General features: G+C 66.8%; 16 protein-coding genes. 8 read left to right on the top strand and 8 right to left on the bottom strand.

Annotation, left to right across the window (positions count from 1 at the left end):
* Positions 1-437: 437 nt before the first annotated feature.
* The 7 genes from ppsA to dnaB all read left to right on the top strand — a co-directional run bounded on the left by ppsA (position 438) and on the right by dnaB (position 8,211).
* Positions 438-2,834 carry a phosphoenolpyruvate synthase gene (gene ppsA, locus ACXJKJ_RS19615; protein WP_457391756.1) on the top strand — a complete coding sequence of 799 codons (2,397 nt, stop codon included), beginning with the start codon at positions 438-440 and terminating at the stop codon, positions 2,832-2,834.
* Between the two features lie 80 nt (positions 2,835-2,914).
* Positions 2,915-4,972, top strand: a complete 2,058-nt coding sequence (locus ACXJKJ_RS19610) for a sodium:solute symporter family protein (RefSeq protein WP_457391754.1) — start codon at positions 2,915-2,917, stop codon at positions 4,970-4,972.
* A gap of 148 nt (positions 4,973-5,120) precedes the next feature.
* Positions 5,121-5,486, top strand: a complete 366-nt coding sequence (gene rpsF, locus ACXJKJ_RS19605) for a 30S ribosomal protein S6 (RefSeq protein WP_056198096.1) — start codon at positions 5,121-5,123, stop codon at positions 5,484-5,486.
* A 50-nt stretch (positions 5,487-5,536) separates the two neighbouring features.
* Positions 5,537-5,830 (top strand): primosomal replication protein N, encoded by a 294-nt coding sequence (gene priB, locus ACXJKJ_RS19600; RefSeq protein ID WP_056198094.1) that lies wholly within the window; start codon positions 5,537-5,539, stop codon positions 5,828-5,830.
* 45 nt (positions 5,831-5,875) lie between these two features.
* On the top strand, positions 5,876-6,166 hold the full coding sequence (gene rpsR / locus ACXJKJ_RS19595) for a 30S ribosomal protein S18 (RefSeq protein WP_056198092.1): 291 nt from the start codon (positions 5,876-5,878) through the stop codon (positions 6,164-6,166).
* A 12-nt stretch (positions 6,167-6,178) separates the two neighbouring features.
* On the top strand, positions 6,179-6,631 hold the full coding sequence (gene rplI / locus ACXJKJ_RS19590; RefSeq protein WP_056198090.1) for a 50S ribosomal protein L9: 453 nt from the start codon (positions 6,179-6,181) through the stop codon (positions 6,629-6,631).
* A gap of 155 nt (positions 6,632-6,786) precedes the next feature.
* Positions 6,787-8,211: a replicative DNA helicase gene (dnaB, locus tag ACXJKJ_RS19585; RefSeq protein ID WP_457349733.1), complete on the top strand. Its 1,425-nt coding sequence runs from the start codon at positions 6,787-6,789 to the stop codon at positions 8,209-8,211.
* Between the two features lie 8 nt (positions 8,212-8,219).
* On the opposite strand, the gene ACXJKJ_RS19580 is transcribed toward dnaB, so the two are convergent.
* The 4 genes from ACXJKJ_RS19580 to ACXJKJ_RS19565 form a co-directional block, all read right to left on the bottom strand.
* Positions 8,220-10,289, bottom strand: a complete 2,070-nt coding sequence (locus ACXJKJ_RS19580) for a hybrid sensor histidine kinase/response regulator (RefSeq protein ID WP_457391753.1) — start codon at positions 10,287-10,289, stop codon at positions 8,220-8,222.
* Complete coding sequence (locus ACXJKJ_RS19575; RefSeq protein ID WP_457391752.1) at positions 10,286-10,813, bottom strand: DUF421 domain-containing protein; 528 nt, start codon at positions 10,811-10,813, stop codon at positions 10,286-10,288. Before ACXJKJ_RS19575 ends, ACXJKJ_RS19580 begins: the two co-directional genes overlap by 4 nt.
* Positions 10,814-11,095: 282 nt before the next feature.
* Complete coding sequence (locus tag ACXJKJ_RS19570; RefSeq protein WP_457391751.1) at positions 11,096-12,397, bottom strand: MFS transporter; 1,302 nt, start codon at positions 12,395-12,397, stop codon at positions 11,096-11,098.
* A gap of 94 nt (positions 12,398-12,491) precedes the next feature.
* On the bottom strand, positions 12,492-13,235 hold the full coding sequence (locus ACXJKJ_RS19565; RefSeq protein WP_056198080.1) for a hypothetical protein: 744 nt from the start codon (positions 13,233-13,235) through the stop codon (positions 12,492-12,494).
* Positions 13,236-13,329: 94 nt separating this feature from the next.
* Here ACXJKJ_RS19565 and ACXJKJ_RS19560 point away from each other — a divergent pair, with 94 nt between their 5' ends.
* Positions 13,330-14,454, top strand: coding sequence for a PA0069 family radical SAM protein (locus ACXJKJ_RS19560; RefSeq protein WP_457391750.1), 1,125 nt, complete (start codon positions 13,330-13,332; stop codon positions 14,452-14,454).
* Here ACXJKJ_RS19560 and ACXJKJ_RS19555 read toward each other — a convergent pair.
* The 4 genes from ACXJKJ_RS19555 to ACXJKJ_RS19540 all read right to left on the bottom strand — a co-directional run.
* On the bottom strand, positions 14,451-16,121 hold the full coding sequence (locus ACXJKJ_RS19555; RefSeq protein ID WP_457391748.1) for a phosphoethanolamine transferase: 1,671 nt from the start codon (positions 16,119-16,121) through the stop codon (positions 14,451-14,453). The genes ACXJKJ_RS19560 and ACXJKJ_RS19555 overlap by 4 nt on opposite strands.
* 89 nt (positions 16,122-16,210) lie before the next feature.
* Positions 16,211-17,842, bottom strand: coding sequence for a response regulator (locus tag ACXJKJ_RS19550; RefSeq protein WP_457391786.1), 1,632 nt, complete (start codon positions 17,840-17,842; stop codon positions 16,211-16,213).
* 252 nt (positions 17,843-18,094) lie between these two features.
* A complete protein-coding gene (gene dnaJ, locus ACXJKJ_RS19545; protein ID WP_056198076.1) occupies positions 18,095-19,249 on the bottom strand; it encodes a molecular chaperone DnaJ in 1,155 nt (384 codons plus the stop codon).
* Positions 19,250-19,316: 67 nt separating this feature from the next.
* The coding region (locus ACXJKJ_RS19540; protein ID WP_457391747.1) for an Hsp70 family protein at positions 19,317-19,837 on the bottom strand (521 nt) is incomplete at its 5' end.

Genomic DNA, 19,837 nt, shown 5'->3' with positions numbered 1-19,837 from the left:
CATTCCATCGAGTTACGGCGCGGCCATGATAGCCAGCACCCTGCTTTCGCCCTGCAACCTCGGACACATGGATCACATCTTCCAGGTCGTGCGATTGATCTCCTGTGCGGTGGCTTCGTCGCTGCTCACGCGGGCATCGTGCACAGCCAGGGCTCCCTTGGCCTGACCCGCATCAGTCGGCCGTCAACGTTTTCATGCCACCCCGAAAGAGGGGACACGGCGCCGAGAAGGGACTTATTGCACATCCCCCCGCCGTACCCGGATGAAACCCGAGGCCTAGAATCCGCGGCAATTCATCGCGATCAGCCCATGCGCGCCTCCCTCCTCCTCAAAGAATCCAGAAATGGACGGAGCTGCGCCTGCCTTGAGCATCTTGGCTCGGCACTGGGCGTGGACGACGCGACGACACCGGTTTTTCAACCTCCCGGAGTTTCCCCATGTCCACCCTGTTCGAGGCGACCGCCCTGGTCGTACCGTTTGAGAACCTGAGGATGAGCGATGTCGAGGCAGTTGGCGGCAAGAACGCCAGCCTCGGCGAAATGATCTCGCAGCTCGCCGCCAGCGGCGTGCGCGTCCCCGGAGGGTTCGCCACCACGGCGCACGCCTTCCGGCAGTTCCTCAAGCACGAGGGGCTGGACGCGCGCATCGCGGCGCGCCTGGCCACGCTCAACACCGACGATGTCCGCGCGCTGGCCGAGGCCGGCGCCGAGATCCGCGGCTGGATCGAGAACCAACCCTTCCCGGCCGACCTGGAAGCCGGCGTGCGCTCGTCCTTCGCGCAGCTGACCGCCGACAACCCAGGCGTCTCCTTCGCCGTGCGTTCGTCCGCCACGGCCGAAGACTTGCCCGACGCGTCGTTTGCCGGCCAGCAGGAAACCTTCCTGAACGTCGTCGGCATCGATGACGTGCTGCACAAGATGCGCGAGGTGTTTGCCTCGCTCTACAACGACCGCGCCATCAGCTACCGCGTGCACAAGGGCTTCGCGCACAACGACGTGGCGCTGTCCGCCGGCGTGCAGCGCATGGTGCGCTCCGACCTCGGCTCGGCCGGCGTCATGTTCACCATCGACACCGAGAGCGGCTTCCAGGAGGTCGTCTTCATCACGTCCAGCTATGGCCTGGGTGAGACGGTGGTGCAGGGCGCTGTGAACCCGGACGAGTTCTACGTGCACAAGCCGGCGCTGAAGGCCGGCAAGCTGGCCATCATCCGCCGCAACCTCGGCTCCAAGCTGATTCGCATGGAGTTCGCGTCGCCCGAGGAAAAGGCGGCTGCCGGCAAGCTCGTCAAGACCGTCGACACGGTGCCCGAGCAACGCAACCGCTACTCGCTGAACGACACCGAGGTGACCGAGCTGGCGAAGTACGCCCTCATCATCGAGCAGCACTACGGCCGCGCGATGGACATCGAGTGGGGCCGTGACGGCGTCGACGGCAAGATCTACATCCTGCAGGCCCGCCCGGAGACGGTGAAGAGCCAAGCTGCAGGCCAGGTCGAGCACCACTACAAGCTCAAGGCCCACAGCGCCGTGCTGGCGGAAGGCCGCGCCATCGGCCAGAAGATCGGCACCGGCCCGGTCCGCCTGGTTGATAGCGTGGCCGAGATGGAGCGCGTGCAGCCCGGCGACGTGCTCGTCACCGACATGACCGACCCGAACTGGGAGCCGGTCATGAAGCGCGCCAGCGCCATCGTCACCAACCGCGGCGGCCGCACCTGCCACGCGGCCATCATTGCGCGCGAGCTGGGCATCCCGGCCGTGGTCGGCTGCGGCGACGCGACCGAGAAGCTCAAGGACGGCCAGCTCGTCACGGTGGCCTGCTCCGAGGGCGACACCGGCTATATCTACGACGGGCTGCTCGAGACCGAGATCAGCGAGGTGCACCGCGGCGAGCTGCCGTACTGCCCCATCAAGATCATGATGAACGTCGGCAACCCGCAGCTGGCCTTCAACTTCGCGCAGATGCCCTCTGGCGGCGTGGGCCTGGCGCGGCTTGAGTTCATCATCAACAACAACATCGGTGTCCACCCCAAGGCCATCCTGGACTATCCGAACATCGATGCCGACCTGAAGAAGGCCGTCGAGTCCGTCGCCCGCGGCCACGCCTCGCCGCGCGCCTTCTATGTGGATAAGCTGGCCGAAGGCATCGCGACGATTGCCGCCGCCTTCTTCCCGCGCCCGGTCATCGTTCGCCTCTCTGACTTCAAGAGCAACGAGTACCGCAAGCTCATCGGCGGCAGCCGCTATGAGCCGGACGAAGAGAATCCCATGCTGGGTTTCCGCGGCGCCTCGCGCTACATCAGCGGCGATTTCCAGGACGCCTTCGCGATGGAGTGCGAGGCCCTCAAGCGCGTGCGCAAGGAAATGGGCCTGAACAACATCGAGATCATGGTGCCCTTCGTGCGCACCGTGAAGCAGGCCGAAAAGGTCGTTGCGATGCTCGCGGAGCGCGGCCTGAAGCGTGGCACGGACGGCCTGCGCATCATCATGATGTGCGAAGTGCCGAGCAACGCCATCCTGGCCGAGCAGTTCCTGGAGCATTTCGACGGCATGTCCATCGGCTCCAACGACCTGACGCAGCTCACACTCGGTCTGGACCGTGACTCGGGCCTGGAGCAGCTGGCCGGCGATTTCGACGAGCGCGACCCGGCCGTCAAGGCCATGATCTCGCGCGCCATCCGCGCCTGCCGCGCCACCGGCAAATACATCGGCATCTGCGGCCAGGGTCCCAGCGATCACCCGGACTTCGCCGACTGGCTGGCCGAGGAGGGCATCGTGTCGATCTCGCTGAACCCGGACACGGTGATCGAGACCTGGCAGCGCCTGGCCGCCAAGTAAGTCTTCGCGATTGAGCGACTGAAGATCGGCCCGGGTTCTCCGCAAGGGAACCCGGGCTTTTTATTGCCATGATCGCGGCCGTGTCCGCCAGCCCTCTGCACCGCCGCTATTTCCTGTTCGCACTGAGCTTCATCGCCCTGGTGGTCAGCCTGGGCCTGGGCGAGCAGCGCGGCCTGCCCAAGGTCTGGATCGGCTACACCTTCCTCGGCGCGACCGTCGCCGTCTATGCCGTCATCGGCATCCTTTGCCGCACCACCGATCCGGCCGAATACTTCGTCGCCGGCCGGCGCGTGCCGCCGCTGTACAACGGCATGGCCGCCGGTGCGGACTGGATGAGCGCGGCCACCTTCATCGGCCTGGCCGGCACGCTCTACGCCAGCGGCTACGCGGGCCTGGCCTATGTGTTGGGCTGGACGGGTGGCTTCGTTCTCGTGGCGCTGTGCATCGCGCCCTATCTGCGTCGCTTCGGCCAGTTCACGCTGGCGGACTTCCTCGCCGAACGCTTCGACAGCCGCGCCTTGCGGCTCGTGGGCGCCTGTGCCGCCATCCTGGTGTCCTTCGTCTACCTGGTCGCACAGATCTACGGCGTCGGCCTCATCACGACGCGACTCACCGGCCTGGGCTTCGAGGTCGGCGTCTTCGTCGGCCTGGGCGGCGTGCTGGTCTGCTCCTTCCTGGGCGGCATGCGTGCCGTCACCTGGACCCAGGTGGCCCAGTACCTGATCATGATCCTGGCCTACCTGGTGCCGGTCATCTGGCTCAGCGTCAAGCAGACCGGCTGGCCCCTGCCGCAGCTCGTCTACGGCCAGCAGCTGCATCAACTGGCCGAGCGCGAGCGTGAGCTGATGCGCGATCCGGGCGAGCTGCAGGTACGCGCCATCCACCAGCGGCGTGCCGATGCAGCCGCCGCGCGCCTGGCCGACGTGCCCCAGGCGCTGGCCGACGAGCAGGGCAGGGCGGCCGCTCAGGTCGCCGCGCTGAAGGCCGAGGGCGCGCCGCTGGCCCGCATCCAGGCCGCCGAGAAGCAGCGCGCCGCGCTGCCGCGTACACCGCCCGAGGCCGAGGAGCGCTGGCGGCGCGAGCAGGCGGGGGAGGCTCAGCTCGCCCAGCCGCTGTCCGGCCTCGTGCCCCATATGCAGCCCTTTGCAGGCAACCCCGACGGCAGCCCGCCCGAGCGCGAGCAGGCCAGCGCGGCACGCCGCAACTTCATCGCCCTGGCCTTTTGCCTGATGGTCGGTACGGCCGGCCTGCCGCATCTGCTGACGCGCTACTACACGACCAGCTCCGTCGCGACGGCGCGCCAGTCGGTGGCCTGGTCCCTGGTCTTCATCTGCCTGCTCTATCTGACGGCGCCGGCCCTGGCCGTCATGGTCAAGACCGAGGTCTTCAACAGCTTGGTGGGCACGTCCTTCGACCAACTGCCTGCCTGGATACGCCAATGGCAGCGCGTCGACCCTACCCTGCTGTCGGCCGTGGACCTGAACGGTGATGGCCGCCTGCAACTGGGCGAACTGCGCCTGCACCCCGATCTCGTCATGCTGGTCATGCCCGAGCTGGGCGGCCTGCCCTATGTCATCTCGGGCATGGTGGCGGCCGGTGGGCTGGCGGCTGCGTTGTCCACCGCAGACGGCCTGCTGCTGGCCATCTCCAGCGCGCTGTCCCACGACCTTTACTACAAGGCCATCAACCCCGAGGCGTCGCGCACGCGGCGGGTCACGCTGTCCAAGGCCTTGTTGCTGGCGGCAGCGCTGGCGGCGGCGGCGGTGGCATCCAGCCGGCCGGCGGACATCCTGGCCGTCGTCACGGCCGCTTTCTCCATCGCCGGCTCGACCTTTTTCCCGGCCCTGGTCGCCGGCGTGTTCTGGCGCCGCGCCAACCGCGCCGGCGCCCTGGCGGGCATGTTGACCGGCCTCGTCGTCTGCCTGATCTATCTCGTCATCGCCCACCCGGGCGCGCGGGCCCTGATCGGCCTGCCCGGCCCGGCGACATTGATCTGGGGCATCCAGCCGGCCTCGGCCGGCCTCTTCGGCGTGCCCGCCGGTGCGCTGGTCCTGGCCCTCGTCAGCCTGCTGACAGCCGCGCCCAGCCAGCGCGATCGTGATTTCGTCGACAAGCTGCGCAGTCGGCCGGTGGCCTGATCAACGAGAGTGAAGGGGCGGCGATTTGGTCATTCACCCCTTCCGGGCTAGAATCCTTGGTTCCCCCTTGCCGTACCGCGTGTAGACGCCGTGGCGCGGCTTCCTCAGACCGGCAACCCTGTCGGGCTGGAATCCACAAGGAGTAAATATGCGTCACTACGAAATCGTTCTGCTGATCCATCCGGATCAAAGCGAACAAGTTCCGGCCATGCTGGAGCGCTACAAGGGCCTGATCACCACCGGTGGTGGTGTCGTGCACCGAGTTGAGGACTGGGGCCGTCGCCAGATGGCTTACCTGATCCAGAAGCTCGCCAAGGCCCATTACCTGTGCCTGAACATCGAGTGCAGCAAGGAAGTCCTGGCTGAACTCGAGACCGGCTTCCGCTTCAACGACGCCGTGTTGCGCCACCTCACCGTGGTTCAGGACAAGGCCATCGCGACCCCCTCGGTCATGATGAAGGCCGTCGAGCGCGAAGAAGCCCGCAAGGCGCCGCAACCGCAAGAAGCGGCCTGAGCACAGGTCATCGCTAAAGAACCAGGTTTTTCGAGCAGCGTGCCCCTGGCGTGAACCAGCTTCACCTCCAGGCGCAGATCCAGCAACTCGGACAAGTTCGCTACACACCCGCCGGGCTGATGGCCCTGGACGCAAGCCTCAAGGCCGAGTCCGAAGTCATCGAAGCCGGCAAGCCGCGCAAGATCTCGCTGGAGATCAAAGCGGTTGCGGTGGGCGAGGTGGCCAAGCAGTTGCAGGCGCTGGGAGTCGGTGGCATCGCGGTCTTCCGCGGTTTCCTGACCCACCAGCGCAACGGCCGGGGCTTCATCGCCCACGTCACCGTGATCGAACCCGCTGCTTCCTAGAACCCGGAATTGATTGAATCCGGATAGATTTAACAGAGGTCCTCTATGCCCCCGCCACGTGGTAAAGGTCGCTTCTCCAAAGACAAGAAGCCCAAGCGCAACCAACAATCGTTGCTGTTCCGTCGCAAGCGTTTCTGCCGCTTCACCGTCGCCGGTGTCGAGCAGATCGACTACAAGGACATCGACACGCTGCGCGATTTCATCTCCGAAAACGGCAAGATCACGCCCGCTCGCCTGACCGGCACGCGCGCCTTCTTCCAGCGTCAGCTGACGGTGTCCATCAAGCGTGCGCGCTTCCTGGCCCTGCTGCCGTACAGCGACCAGCACAAGGTCTAAGGAGCTGACGACATGCAAGTGATCCTGCTCGAAAAAGTATCCAACCTCGGCAACCTCGGCGACGTCGTCAAGGTCAAGGACGGTTATGCCCGCAACTTCCTGATCCCGACCAAGCAGGCGCGCCGCGCCACCGAGGCCGCGATCAAGGAATTCGAAGTCCGCCGCGCAGAGCTCGAAAAGGCTGCTGCTGCCAAGCTGGCCGAAGCCCAAAAGCTGGGTGAAGCCATCGCTGGCAAGACCGTGCGCATCGCCCAGAAGGCTGGCGTTGACGGCCGCCTGTTCGGCTCCGTGACCAACGCCGACGTGGCCGAAGCGCTGACCAAGTCTGGCAGCGCCATCGCCAAGTCGCAGGTGCGCCTGCCCAACGGTCCGCTGAAGACCGTCGGCGAGTTCCCGGTCCAGGTCGCGGCTCACACCGACGTCGTGGTCGAGATCACCGTCCAGGTGGTTGCTGAAGCCGAGTAACGTCGGAGTAAGCGCCCTTGCGCTGCGGCGTCTGACGCCGCAACATTGAAGAAGGCCGAGGCCCCACAGGGTTTCGGCCTTTGGTTTTTCTGGGACGAGTTTTCCCGCTTCGTCCACCGTCTGCTCCCAGTTCGTTCACAGCTTTATCCACAGGCATGTCCGCGATCTTTCCTGCTTCTTCTTCCGCCGCGCCGTATGACGATGAGGTCGCACGCCTGCGCGTGCCGCCGCATTCGGTCGAGGCCGAGCAGAGCGTGCTCGGTGGCCTGCTGATCGACAACTCGGCCTGGGACAAGGCGGCCGACCTACTGACCGAGACCGACTTCTACCGCTTCGAGCACAAGCATGTATACGCAGCGGTCGGCAAGCTGATCAATGCGGGCAAGCCGGCTGACGTCGTCACCGTCTTTGACGAACTGACCTCGGTGGGGCGCGCCGAGGAATGCGGCGGCCTGGCCTATCTGAATGCGCTGGCCCAGAGCGTTCCAAGTGCCGCCAACCTGCGCCGTTATGCCGAGATCGTTCGCGAGCGGGCCATCCTGCGCAAGCTGGTCGCCACCAGCGACGAGATCGCGACCGCCGCGATGAATCCGCAAGGCCGCGCCGTCACGCAGATCCTCGACGAAGCCGAAGGCAAGATCTTCCGTATCGGCGAGGAGGGCTCGCGCAGCCGCCAGGGTTTCCAGAGCATGGACCAGCTCGTCGTGCAGCTGATCGACCGCGTCAACGAGCTGGCCGAGAGCGGCGCCCAGGACGTGACCGGCGTGCGCACCGGTTTCTACGACCTGGACCGCCAGACCGCCGGCCTGCAGGGCGGCGACCTCATCGTGCTCGCCGCGCGCCCGTCCATGGGCAAGACCGCGTTCGCGGTCAACATCGCCGAGAACGTCGCCATCAACGAAGGCCTGCCCGTCGTCATCTACTCGATGGAAATGGGTGCCGCACAGCTCGCGTTGCGTATGGTCGGTTCGATCGGCCGCATCGACCAGAGCCATCTGCGCACCGGCCAGCTGAAGGACGACGAATGGGGGCGCCTGTCGGAGGCCGTCGACAAGCTCGGCAAGGCCAGCATCTTCATCGACGAGAGCCCCGGCTTATCGCCCAGTGAGGTGCGCGCCCGTGCACGCCGCCAGGCGCGCATCTGCGGCCAGCTCGGCCTGATCGTCATCGACTATCTGCAGCTGATGAGCGGCAATGGCGGCGGCAGCGAGGAAAACCGCGCGACGGTGCTGGGCGAGATCTCGCGCGGCCTGAAGGCCCTGGCCAAGGAGCTGAAGTGCCCCGTCATCGCCCTGTCGCAGCTGAACCGCTCGGTGGAGCAGCGGCCCGACAAGCGGCCGATGATGTCCGACCTGCGTGAGTCCGGCGCCATCGAGCAGGACGCCGACATCATCATGTTCATCTACCGTGATGAGTACTACACGAAGGACGAGTGCAAGGAGCCGGGCGTGGCTGAGATCATCATTGCGAAACAGCGTAATGGCCCGGTCGGGACAGTCAAGCTGATGTTCCAGCGGATGCACACCAAGTTTGAGAACCTCGCACCTGGGTATGTGGGTGTGGAGCGTGACGAGTACTGAGGCGCGCGCTATTTCTCGGCCAGATTGGCCACCAGCAGGATGAGCTCGGCCACGTCGAAAGGCTTGGCCAGATGGGCCTGGAAGCCGGCCAGCAGCGAGCGCTTGCGGTCCTCGGCCCGGGCGAAGGCCGTGAGAGCCAGGGCCGGAATGCGGGAGTTCCGCGTCTCGGTCGCCCGCAAGGTACGGATCATCTGATAGCCGTCCACGCCGGGCATGCCCACATCGCTGACGATGACGGTCGGCCGTGACAGCTGGACGGCCTTGAGCAACTCCTGCGCCGAGGCAAAGGCCACCACCCGGGCCCCCTGGTCCTCCAGGATGCGGCACAGCAGGCTGCGTGTGTCCTGCTCGTCGTCCAGCACGAAGATGTGCACGCCGTCCAGCTTGGGGAGGGCGAGATTCTCGCTGGCCCGCGCATCGGCAGAGGCAGGATCCTCGTCACGCTCTCCGGCCGCCTGCAGGGCAGACAGCGGCAGCCTGACGAAGAAGCTCGCGCCCCGGCCCTCACCGGCGCTCTCGGCGCGGATGTTGCCCCCGTGCAGCTCGATAAGCTGCTTGCAGATCGCCAGGCCCAGGCCCAGGCCGCCGTGGGCCCGTGAGGTGGAACCGTCCTGCTGCGTGAAGCGATCGAACACCTGAGGCAGGAAGGCGGCCGGGATGCCGATGCCGGTGTCGCTGACACTGAATTCCACCTGGGAGTCGACGCGCTGCAGCAGCACCTGCACCCGGCCGCCCGCGGGCGTGAACTTGATGGCGTTGTTCAGCAGGTTCCACGCCACCTGCTGCAACCGCCCGCTGTCGCCATTGACCATGGCGGGGCCCGTATCCAGCAGGGATTGCAGCTCCACACCTTTGGCCGATGCCGAAGGAGCGACGGTTTCGACGGCTGCCTGGATGACGTTGGCCATGCTCAGTTGCTGCAGGTCCAGCCTCAGCTTGCCGGTCATGATGCGGTTCAGGTCCAGCAGGTCGTCGATGAGCTGCACCTGGGCACGCGCATTGCGATCGATGACCTCGATGGCGCGCTGCACATTGACGCGCTCATCGCCTGGCTTGGCCCGCAGCAGCACCTGGGTCCAACCGAGGATGGCCGTCAGCGGCGTGCGCAGTTCGTGCGACAGCGTGGCGAGGAACTCGTCCTTGATGCGCGTGGCGCGCTGGGCGGCGATGCGCGCATTGCGCTCGGCGTCCAGGATTTCCTCGTGTTCGCGGTTGGCGATTTCCATGGCCTCGATGCGCATGGTGGCCGTCAGGTCGCGCGTCAGCTTGGCGTAGCCGATCAACTGCCCGGTCTCGTCCCGCAGCGCCGTGATGCTCACCTGCGCCCAGAAGCTCGTGCCGTCCTTGCGAAGCCGCCAGCCCGTGTCGACGAAACGCCCGACCTCCTGGGCCTGCTGCAGCTCGTATTCGGGCCAACCGCTTGCGCGCACTTCCGGCGGATAAAAGACGGAGAAATGCTCGCCAAGGATCTCCTCGGCGGCGTAGCCCTTGATGCGCTGCGCGCCTTCGTTCCAGGACGACACGCGGCCGTTCACGTCCAGCATGAAGATGGCGTAGTCGGCCACGCCCTCGACCAGCAGCCGAAAACGCTCCTCGCTGCGCTTGAGCGCTTCCTCGTGGTTGCGCCTTTGTGTCAGGTCTCGCGTGACCTTGGCGAAACCCACCAACCGTCCCGTCGGGTCGCGCATCGCCGTGATGACGACATTGGCCCAGAACAGCGACCCGTCCTTGCGCACGCGCCAACCCTCGTCCTCGAAGGCGCCTTCGCGCGCGGCCATCTCGAGTTCATGGGCCGGCAGCTGCCGGGCCAGCGCCTCCGGCGGGTAGAACCGCGAGAAATGGCTGCCGATGATCTCGTCCGCCTTGTATCCCTTGAAGCGTTCGGCGCCGGCGTTCCAGGTCAGCACATGGCCGGCGGGATCCAGCATGAAGATCGCATAGTCGCGCACGCTGTCCACCAGCAGGCGAAAACGCTCCTCGCTGCGGTGCAGGCCTTCTTCATCGGCTTTCAAGTTCGTCCTTCCGTGTTGAGGGCGGGCCGGGGGCAGGCAGTGTGCCCGTGTCTCGTCCGACGTCATGTGCCGGGCGGTCCTTCGTCCTCGTCCCGGCGGGCAGGCTTCTTCTCGTCGTATCGCAGTACCGACAACTTGCCGTCGCCCTCCAGGTAGGCCGCCCGCACCGCGCCGACGTCCTCGACGCCAGCCTGGCGCAATTGGGCCTCCAGATCCTCGCGCGTCAGGAACTCCTTGCGCAGATTGCGGCCCAGCACGCGCCCCGCCTTGACGAGCTGCAGTGGCGCAGGCTCGGTGAGCTTGTGCACGAGGGGCCAGCGGCAACTGGCCCAGTCCAGCGCATAGTTCCAGAACACCAGCGTAGCGACCAGGATCCAGCCCTCGGCCACTGTGTCGTAGCTGCCCGACATGGCGTTCTGCGAGGCATCTGCGATCACGACCACCATCAGGATGTCGGCGACGCCGAAGGAGCCGGGGTCGCGCCGCAGCACGAAGCGAAAGATCAGCAGCAGGAACCAGTACATCAGCGTGCCCCGCAGCATCAGCTCCAGTGGCGACACGTGGATGGCGAAAAGCCCCGAGACGTCCATGTTCACCTCCTCATCTTGTCGGGATTGAAGGGTTGGATGCGGACGCTGCTCATGTGATGGGCGATGGGCAAGCCGTGTGCCTGGCGGCGTTCCGAAGCGTTGGGCAAAAAGAGAACGCTCGACGCGAGGCGTCGAGCGTTCCGCCGTTGGCCTGTTGAGCGGCCTGTTGAGGCTACAGCTCCTGGCTTCCGACCGTTCAAATCTAGTCGCCGGTGCGTGGGCCAGCCATCTCGCCGAGGCCGCGTGGAGATGTAGGTCGTGGCCTACGCGTAGTCGGCGCGATCAACGCGCCAACGTTTCGCGCGACTCGGGTTGCAGGCTGTCTCGCCGTGCCAGCGCCGGGAAGACCTTGAACCAAAGCGCGACGATGGCCAGCGTGCCGATGCCGCCGAGCAGCACTGAGCCGACCGGGCCAAGCAGGGCCGCCGTTGCGCCGGACTCGAACTCGCCCAACTGGTTGCTCGCGCCGATGAAGACCGAATTCACGGCGCCGACGCGGCCGCGCATCTCGTCCGGCGTCTCGAGCTGCACCAGGGACTGGCGGATGACGACGCTGAACATGTCGGCCGCACCGCTGACGGCCAGCACGGCGAAGGCGACCAGGAAGGAGGTCGTCAGCGCAAACGCGATCATCGTCAAGCCGAACACCGCCACGGCGCCGAGCAGCCAGTGGCCGGCGCGGCATGCGATGGGGTGGCGAGCCAGCCAGACGCCGACGACGACGGCGCCCAGGGCCGGGGCCGAGCGCAGCAGGCCCAGCCCCTCGGGGCCGGTGTGCAGGATGTCGCGCGCGAAGATGGGCAGCAGGGCGGTGGCACCGCCGAGCAGCACGGCGAACAGGTCCAGCGAGATTGCACCGAGCAAGACGGGCCTCTGCCAGATGAAACGGATGCCGGCCGTCAGCTGCGCCAGGTCGGGGGCCGCACGGCGCAACGGCGCAGCGCGATGGCGGATCGTCAACACGCTGGCTATCGCCGCGGCGAGCAACAGCAGCGAGACGCCGTAGACGATGGCCGCGCCCCAATGCGCCGCATCGCCGCGCGCGGCAGCACCCGTCGCCCAGGGCCCGAGCGCATAGAGCACGCCGCCCAGGGCCGGGCCCGCAATGATGGCCACCTGCATCGACGAGCTGGCCGCCGCCACGGCACGGGGCAGCAGCATGGGGGGCACAAGCGTCGGCATCAGGGCCTGCTGCGATGGCATCTGCAGTGCGCGGGCGCAGCCCAGCAGCACGGACAGCATCAGGATCATGTTCGGCCCCACCCAGCCACTGGCGCTGGACAGCGCCAGGCAGGCCGCGGCAACGAGTTGCAGGCCCAGGCTGGCGGCCAGCAGCAGGCGCCGGTCGTGCTGATCCACGACATGGCCGGCCGGCAAGGTGAGCAGCAGGGCAGGCAGGAATTGCGCGAGGCCGACCAGGCCCAGGTCCCAGGCGCTGGAGGTGAGGTCGTACATCTGCCAGCCCAGGGCCACCATCAGCATCTGGTTGGCTGCGCCGCCGGTCACGCGGGCCCCCAGCAGGCGCATGTAGTCGCGCTGATCGCGCAGTCGGGCGGGGGTGCCGGGAATCGCTTCGAGAGGCATTGGGCGGACGAGGGCACCTGCCAAAAGGGCAAAAGTCGCCAAGGGGAAAGCGGGCGGATTATCTCGGCCGCGTTCTCGCGGTCGCGGCTGCGTTTCAGGAGCCCGGCTTGCAGTGATCGCCGGTGAGTGTCCAGCGCTCGGTCAGCGTCGTCGTCCACGTCACGCCACTGCCGCCCTGGGCGGCTTGCAGGGCGGCCAGTTGCTGGCGCGCGGCGGCTGCTTCCTCCGGCTTGCCGTTGCGGATGGTGGCCTCGATCTTTTCGTAGACCGGCGCCATCGCGGCGGCCCGGCCCTGGGCCGAGGGCAGGGCCGCGATCGCCGCGCGGGCTTTGGCGGCCTCGGCTGGCGACAGGCCCCGCTCGACCATGGCGAGAGCGGCCGCGGGGTCGCTGCCACCGCCTCCCGGCGCGAGCGTGAGGCGCATCTGCCGCTCCCAGGTCTTGGCGTCGAGCTGCTTCCATTGCTCCTGCAGCCGGCCGGCCTGGCACTCGGCCTGCAGCAGGGTGCCGCCCTGTGCCGGCCACCAGCGCGTCTTGCAGCGGTCGGGCAACTGGTTGGGCGGCACCGAGGCGGCCGGCACGCACCAGGTCACCGGCTCGGTGCCGGCATAGGTCTGTTGGTGGGAGCGGCCGTCGGCCCGCGTGGTGATGAAGCGGTTGCCGTTGCTGCCGTCCCAGCGCTCGACGCGTTCGACCAACAGGGGGCCGCTGCCGCTGCGCATGGTGGCTTCGCCATCGATGCGGTAGTGCCCCGGGGTCGGCAGGGGTGAGGCGGCGCCGCAGGTCGCGGCCAGGGCAAGAAGCAACAGCGGCCAGGGCCGCGCAAGTGGATGGGGCATCGGGCGGACTCTACGCAAGGCGTGTCACGCCACCATCCCGAGGAGGCGCGGGGTTTGCCTGGAATATCGTCAAAATACTGTATATATTTACAGTATGTCGCCTGCTCCCACCCGCATTGCCGCCGCCCAGCCGGCCCTCGTCCCGATCGACTCCATCAAGGGCCGTGGCACGGCCACCGCCATGCCCCATCGCTTCGAGCAGCGCGAGCGTGAGCAGTACGACGACGGCTGGGGTTCGCTGGACCAGGAGGCCGGCGAAGAGCATGTGCCGGTGGCCACGCAGATCATCGAAGAGCACGCCAAGAAGATCGTCACCAGCAACCAGTCGCCCGACATCTCCTTCGACTACTCCATCAACCCGTATCGAGGCTGCGAACACGGCTGTATTTACTGCTTTGCGCGGCCCACGCACAGCTATCTGAACCTGTCGCCGGGGCTGGACTTCGAGACCCGCATCATTGCCAAGGTCAATGCGGCCGAGCGTCTGCGCGAAACGCTGGCCGGCGCCAAGTACGTGCCCAAGTCGCTGGTGCTGGGCACGGCCACCGATGCTTACCAACCGGTTGAACGCAAGCTGGGCATCACGCGCCGCATCGTCGAGGTGCTGGCGGAGTGCAGCCACCCGTTCTCGGTCGTCACCAAGAGCAGCGGCATCGAGCGCGACCTGGACCTGATCGCGCCGATGGCCATGCAGGGCCTGGTGTCGGTCTACCTGTCGGTGACGACGCTGGACAACGACCTCGCCCGCATCCTCGAGCCACGCGCTGCGGCGCCCGCGCGGCGGCTGCGCACCATCCAGGCACTGGCCGAGGCTGGCGTGCCGGTGGGCGTCAGCGTGTCGCCCATCATTCCCTTCATCAACGAGCCCGAGCTGGAACGCATCCTCGAAGCCGCTGCAGCGGCCGGGGCGAGTTCGGCGTTCAGCATCCCGGTGCGCCTGCCCTGGGAGGTGAATCCGCTGTTCCAGGACTGGCTGCAGCGCCACTTCCCCGACCGCGCCGAGCGTGTCATGGCGCGCATCCGCGACATGCGCGGCGGCAAAGACAACGACGCTCGATTCGGCACGCGCTTTACCGGCGAAGGCGTGTGGGCTCAGCTGATGCAGGCGCGCTTCCAGCGGGCCGTCCACAAGCTGGGCCTGCGCAACAAGCGGCGGCCGGTGCAACTGGCGTTGTTCACGCCGCCGCGCAAGCCTTCTGCACAGGGGAGCCTGTTCTAGCGTCGGCACCCCGCGAGCAAATCCCATCCGGCCTTGTAGACGTCCGACCGAGCGCCCACCCAACCCATCGCGGTGTGGAAGAGGTTGTCGTGCGAGGCGGGCTTGTCGCGCAGGCCTTGCAGGCAGCCGGGCTTCAGCGACGCAGCCAGCCCTCCACCCTCGGGCACCCACAGCACCATGGGCACATGCGTTTGCTCGGCCGGCGCCATGGCATAGGGCATGCCGTGCAGATAGAGGCCGTTCTCGCCCAGCGACTCGCCGTGGTCAGAGACGTAGAGCATGCCCACATCGAAGGCCTGCTGCGCCTGCAGCCAGGCGATGCTGCGCGCCAGCAGGCGGTCGGTCGTCACCAGCGTGTTGTCGTAGCCATTGACGACCTGCTCGCGCGGGCATTGCTGCAGCGCGTTGCTCTTGCACTCGGGCTGGAAGGGCTTGAGGTCGGGCGGTGAGCGCTTGAAGTAGGCCGGGCCGTGGCTGCCCATCTGGTGCATGACGAGGACGAGGCCACGCTTCACACGCGCCGGATCCAGCGCCGCGATGCGTTTGTCCAACTCATGCAGCAAAGCTTCGTCGAAGCATTCCTCACCATCGCACAGGCCCGCTGGCAGCGGCGCCGCGCCTTCAGGCAGCTTGGCTGTTGAGCTGTTGGGCACGCGGTCGCAAAGGCCTTTGCAGCCGCTCTGGTTGTCCAGCCAAAGCACGGCCAGGCCGGCGCGTTGCAGCACGTCGAGCAGGTTTTCCTGCGTACCCTTCACGTCGCCAAAAGCCTCGCGGCCCAGCGGCGAAAACATGCAGGGCAGGGAGGCCGCCGTGGCGGTGCCACAGGAGGTGACCTGGCGCAGGCTGATCAGATTCGAGCTTGGCAGCTTGGCCAGCTCCGGGTTCGTTTGCCGTGCGTAGCCGTTCAGGCTGAAGTTCATGGAGCGCGCCGTCTCGCCGACGACGAACAGCAGCAACGGCGGCCTGGCCCCTTCCGCGCGCGGCAGCAGCCGGGCGTCGACGCCGATGACGGCGGGCGGGCCGCTGGGTGCGGCCTGGCGGCGCAGCGCGGCACTGCTGATCGAATAGACCGCGTTCAGCGGCGTGACCATGTAGCGGATGGTCTTGTAGTTGCGCATCGTCGATGACAGGTCGGCAAACACGCTCAACGCCAGCAGCACCATCGCGACGAGGCCGAGGCCAAAGGCGACGACGTTGCCGCCCAGGCGCTTCGGCAGGGCCTGCCGCGGCGCGGTGGGCCGGCGCAGCAACCACCAGGCGGGCAAGGCGCCCAGCAGTGCGATGCTGACGAGCAGCCGCCAGCTCAGCAGGTCGCGCGTTTCGCGCACGTCGGTCTGCACCATGTTCGTGACCATGGTGGGGTCGAAGACGATGCCGTAGCTGCCGATGAAGTGGGCCAGGGCGCCGGCGCTCAGCAGCAGCACGACGAGCAGGCCCTTGATGAAGCGCGGCCAGGCCAGCAGGCTCAGCAGCGCGCCGGTCGCGGCGGTGACCATGCCGGCAAAGGCAAGGATGAAGAAGGGGCGCACATCGGCCATGCCGTGCAGCTGCTGCCACAGCGGCCAATTGGCCAGCAACCCCATCCACAGGGCGGCCAGCCAGGCCTGGGTGAGGGGACGCGAGGTGTCGGGCTGGAACCAGGCCAGCAGGCGCTTGAGCAAAGGCATCAGGAGGCGGAAAGAGGCGGCGACGCATTCTCGCGGCCCCGCGCGGGCTGGCGTCTCGGGTGATACGTGGCCGACAGCGCCGGGTCAGCTCAAGCGGCGATTTCGGCCGTCGCCGCGCGCAGCGTGACGCCGCCCGCGGCCCGCGCCTTGCCTGGCCCGCCGCCCATGGGCTTCACATAGCGCCCGTGCAGGTCGTCGATCTGTTCGGCAAGGCTTGAAGCGCCTTCGATCTTCTCGGCATGGCGTTTCAGCACCAGGCCGGCCATGTCGATGAGCTTGGCGTTGCGCGTGGCCTCGCCCTGCTGGATCAGCAGCTCGACGGCCACCTTGGCACTGCCGCGCAGCGAGTGGCGCATGGCCGTCTCGGCGACATTGAAGATCTGCTGGTGACAATCGCGGAACTGCTCGGCCGCGCCCTGGTGGCCTTCGGACATGGACACGAGGATCTCGGTGCTGGCCTTGGCCGAGCAGTAGCGCGTGCCCAGGCCGCGCAGAATGGGCATCATCTCTTCAAGCTCGACCTCCTGGCTGGACAAGCGTATCCACAGCGCCGTCAGCAGCGAGGCCGCCTCGAGGTCGAAGTTGCCGCTCTGGGCGTGCTCGGTGACCTCGCGTGCCATGACCAGGGCCTGGCCGACACGGCGCTCCAGCAGGAAGGCCAGGCCGCGCAAGACCAGGTCAAAGCGCTGCAGCCGGATGGAGCCCGGCGCGCGTTCCAGCGCGGCGGCCAGCGCGTCGTGGGTGTACTTGAAGCCCTTGTGGTCCTTCGCGTCAAAGCGCATCAGGCCGATCAGCACGAGGCTGAGCATGTCGAAGAGCTTGGAGCGCAGGCCCTGGGACATGGCGCGCTCCAGCATCTTCAGCGCCTCGGCGCGCTGGCCGGCGTAAAAACCCAGTGAGCCGCAGCGCTGCAGGCGCAGCAGGCAGCCGGGCGTCAGCGTCGCGGCGGTCTGATAGGTCTTGAGTGCCTGGGCGAGGTCGCCCTGTTCCATCTGCACATGGCCCATCAGGTCATGCGAGTCGGCGTAGTCGGGCAGGTCGCCGGTGAGGTTTTCCAGCGTGCGGCGTGCGGCCTGCAAATTGCCGCTGGCCACCTCGGTACGCGCCACGCCCAGTCGCGCCCAGGGCACGGTCTTGGCAGCGATGATGGCCTCGTACAGCGTGCGCGCGTCGTCGAAGCGCTTCAGCCGCAGCAGCAACTCGGCACCGATGCGCGCGGCATAGAGCCAGTACTTGTCCTTGGCATCGAAGCGCGCCAGGCAGAGATCGGCGGCCGTCTCGAAGTCCTGGTTCTCGATGGCCTCGAAGATGCCCTTGAGCACGCGCTTGCGGTGGCGCGCACTGGCCAGGCGCTCGGCGAGGTTGGCGCTGGTGTAGGGCTTGATGAGGTAGGCGTCGAGCGCGGCTTCGGCGGCCTCGGCCACCTTGGCGTACGTGGCCTCGCTCGTCACCATGACGAAGACCGTGGAATAGGGCAGCAGGCCTTCACGGCGGAGTTCGTCGAGCAGGTCCTGGCCCGAGGTGTCGCTGCTGTCGAAGTGGTAGTCGCACAGCACGATGTCAAACGTCTGATGCTCCAGCATCACCCGCGCATCCTTCACGCGTGGCGTCTGGCGCACGGTGCCGACACCCAGGTCGCGCAACTGCGCCGACATCAGGCTGCGTGAGTTGGCGTTGCTGTCGATGATCAACGCCGACGCCGTCTGGATGGTCTGGTCCATCAGGAACAAGCGGCCTCCCGCCCCGGCGCCGGGCCGTGGATTTTGATCGGGAGACGCGCAGAAGAAGTCACTTATGAGTCATTGGGGTGACAGTCGACGGACTTTAGGGTTTATGAGTCAAGTCGGGAGATCTCGTTTACTCGCTCTTTTGGTGCGCGGCGTGATTTACGACGCAGGCGGGCTGCGCGTGACAGGCGTAAAAAAGCCGCGGCTCCTTGCGGAAGCCGCGGCTCTGACCGGTTTGGTGCTCGCTTACTTGAACAGGTCCTTGACCCGATCCGTCCAGCTCTTGGCGTTGGGCGAGTGGCGCTCGCCCCCTTTCTTCAGCGACTCATCGAGCTCCTTGAGCAGCTTCTTCTGATGCTCGGTCAGCTTGACCGGCGTCTCGATGGCGATGTGGCAGTACAGGTCGCCCGGATAGCTCGAACGCACGCCCTTGATGCCCTTGCCGCGCAGCCGGAAGGTCTTGCCGTGCTGGGTGCCTTCGGGCAGTTCGATTTCCGCCTTGCCGCCGAGCGTGGGGACTTCGATGTTGCCGCCCAGGGCGGCGGTGATCATGGACACCGGCATCGTGCAATGCAGGTCATCGCCATCGCGCTCGAAGATCTCGTGCTGCTTGATGCGGATCTCGATGTAGAGGTCGCCGCTGGGGCCGCCATTCACGCCCGGCTCGCCATTGCCCGCCGAGCGGATGCGCATGCCCTCGTTGATGCCGGCTGGGATCTTCACTTCCAGCGTCTTCTGCTTCTTGACCTTGCCCTGGCCGTTGCAGGTGGTGCAGGGGTCGGGAATGATCTTGCCGCTGCCGTGGCAGTGCGGGCAGGTCTGCTGGATGCTGAAGAAGCCTTGGCGCATGTGCACCGTGCCCGAGCCCTGACATGACCCGCAGGTCTTGGCGCTGGTGCCAGGCTTGGCGCCGGTGCCGCCACAGGTCTCGCAGCCTTCCCAACTGGGAATGCGGATCTGCGTTTCCTTGCCGCGGGCGGCTTCCTCGAGCGTGATCTCCATCGCGTAGCTGAGGTCACTGCCGCGGTAGACCTGCTGGCCGCCGCCCGCACCACGGCGCTGGCCGCCTTGGCCGCCAAAGATGTCGCCAAAGATGTCGCCGAAGGCCTCGGCAAAGCCGCCAAAGCCTTCCGCGCCCGGGCCGCCGCGGCCGGCGCCCATGTTGGGGTCGACGCCGGCATGGCCGTACTGGTCATAGGCCGCGCGCTTTTGCGCGTCGGACAGCATCTCGTAGGCCTCCTTGGCCTCCTTGAAGCTTTCCTCGGACTTCTTCGCCCCGTCGCCCTGGTTGCGGTCGGGGTGGTGCTTCATGGCCAGCTTGCGGTAGGCCTTCTTGATGTCTTCCTCGGTCGCGTTTTTGGCGACGCCGAGGATTTCGTAGTAATCGCGCTTGGACGCCATCGTCTTCTTTCAAGGGCAAAGGCCCGGGCACGCTTGTCGCGGTCCCGGGCCAGGGGTCATGCGGGACTTACTTGCTGTCCTTGACTTCCTTGAACTCGGCGTCCACGACGTTGTCGTCGGCCGGGCGCTTGGCTTCACCTTGCGGTGCGGCCTGGGGCTGTTCAGCACCACCGGCGCCTGTGGCCGCTGCCGCAGCGGCCTGCGCGCCTTGTTGGTCAGCGTAGATCTTTTCGCCCAGCTTCTGGCTGGCCGTCATCAGCTTCTCGGTCTTGGCCTCGATGTCGGCCTGGTCGTCGCCCTTGATGGCTTCTTCCAGGTCCTTCGCCGCGGCTTCGATCGCTTCCTTCTCGGCCGCTTCGAGCTTGTCGCCATGCTCGGTGACCGACTTGCGCACGCTGTGCACCATGCCGTCGGCCTGGTTGCGGGCCTGCACGAGTTCGACCTTCTTCTTGTCCTCGGCCGCGTTGGCTTCGGCATCCTTCACCATCTTCTCGATCTCGGCCTCGCTCAGGCCCGAGTTCGCCTTGATGGTGATCTTGTTTTCCTTGCCGGTGCCCTTGTCCTTGGCGCCGACGTGCAGGATGCCGT

The sequence above is a fragment of the Roseateles sp. P5_E1 genome, assembly GCF_054049335.1.
This window is presented reverse-complemented; position numbering and strand designations above follow the sequence as displayed.

What these genes read in the sequence shown, in the direction of transcription:
- ppsA (WP_457391756.1), top strand. Translation starts at nt 438, where the DNA reads ATGTCCACCCTGTTCGAGGCGACCGCCCTGGTCGTACCGTTTGAGAAC.
- rpsF (WP_056198096.1), top strand. Translation starts at nt 5,121, where the DNA reads ATGCGTCACTACGAAATCGTTCTGCTGATCCATCCGGATCAAAGCGAA.
- rpsR (WP_056198092.1), top strand. Translation starts at nt 5,876, where the DNA reads ATGCCCCCGCCACGTGGTAAAGGTCGCTTCTCCAAAGACAAGAAGCCC.
- rplI (WP_056198090.1), top strand. Translation starts at nt 6,179, where the DNA reads ATGCAAGTGATCCTGCTCGAAAAAGTATCCAACCTCGGCAACCTCGGC.
- dnaB (WP_457349733.1), top strand. Translation starts at nt 6,787, where the DNA reads ATGTCCGCGATCTTTCCTGCTTCTTCTTCCGCCGCGCCGTATGACGAT.
- ACXJKJ_RS19580 (WP_457391753.1), bottom strand. Translation starts at nt 10,289, where the DNA reads ATGACGTCGGACGAGACACGGGCACACTGCCTGCCCCCGGCCCGCCCT.
- ACXJKJ_RS19575 (WP_457391752.1), bottom strand. Translation starts at nt 10,813, where the DNA reads ATGGACGTCTCGGGGCTTTTCGCCATCCACGTGTCGCCACTGGAGCTG.
- ACXJKJ_RS19570 (WP_457391751.1), bottom strand. Translation starts at nt 12,397, where the DNA reads ATGCCTCTCGAAGCGATTCCCGGCACCCCCGCCCGACTGCGCGATCAG.
- ACXJKJ_RS19565 (WP_056198080.1), bottom strand. Translation starts at nt 13,235, where the DNA reads ATGCCCCATCCACTTGCGCGGCCCTGGCCGCTGTTGCTTCTTGCCCTG.
- ACXJKJ_RS19560 (WP_457391750.1), top strand. Translation starts at nt 13,330, where the DNA reads ATGTCGCCTGCTCCCACCCGCATTGCCGCCGCCCAGCCGGCCCTCGTC.
- ACXJKJ_RS19555 (WP_457391748.1), bottom strand. Translation starts at nt 16,121, where the DNA reads ATGCCTTTGCTCAAGCGCCTGCTGGCCTGGTTCCAGCCCGACACCTCG.
- ACXJKJ_RS19550 (WP_457391786.1), bottom strand. Translation starts at nt 17,842, where the DNA reads ATGGACCAGACCATCCAGACGGCGTCGGCGTTGATCATCGACAGCAAC.
- dnaJ (WP_056198076.1), bottom strand. Translation starts at nt 19,249, where the DNA reads ATGGCGTCCAAGCGCGATTACTACGAAATCCTCGGCGTCGCCAAAAAC.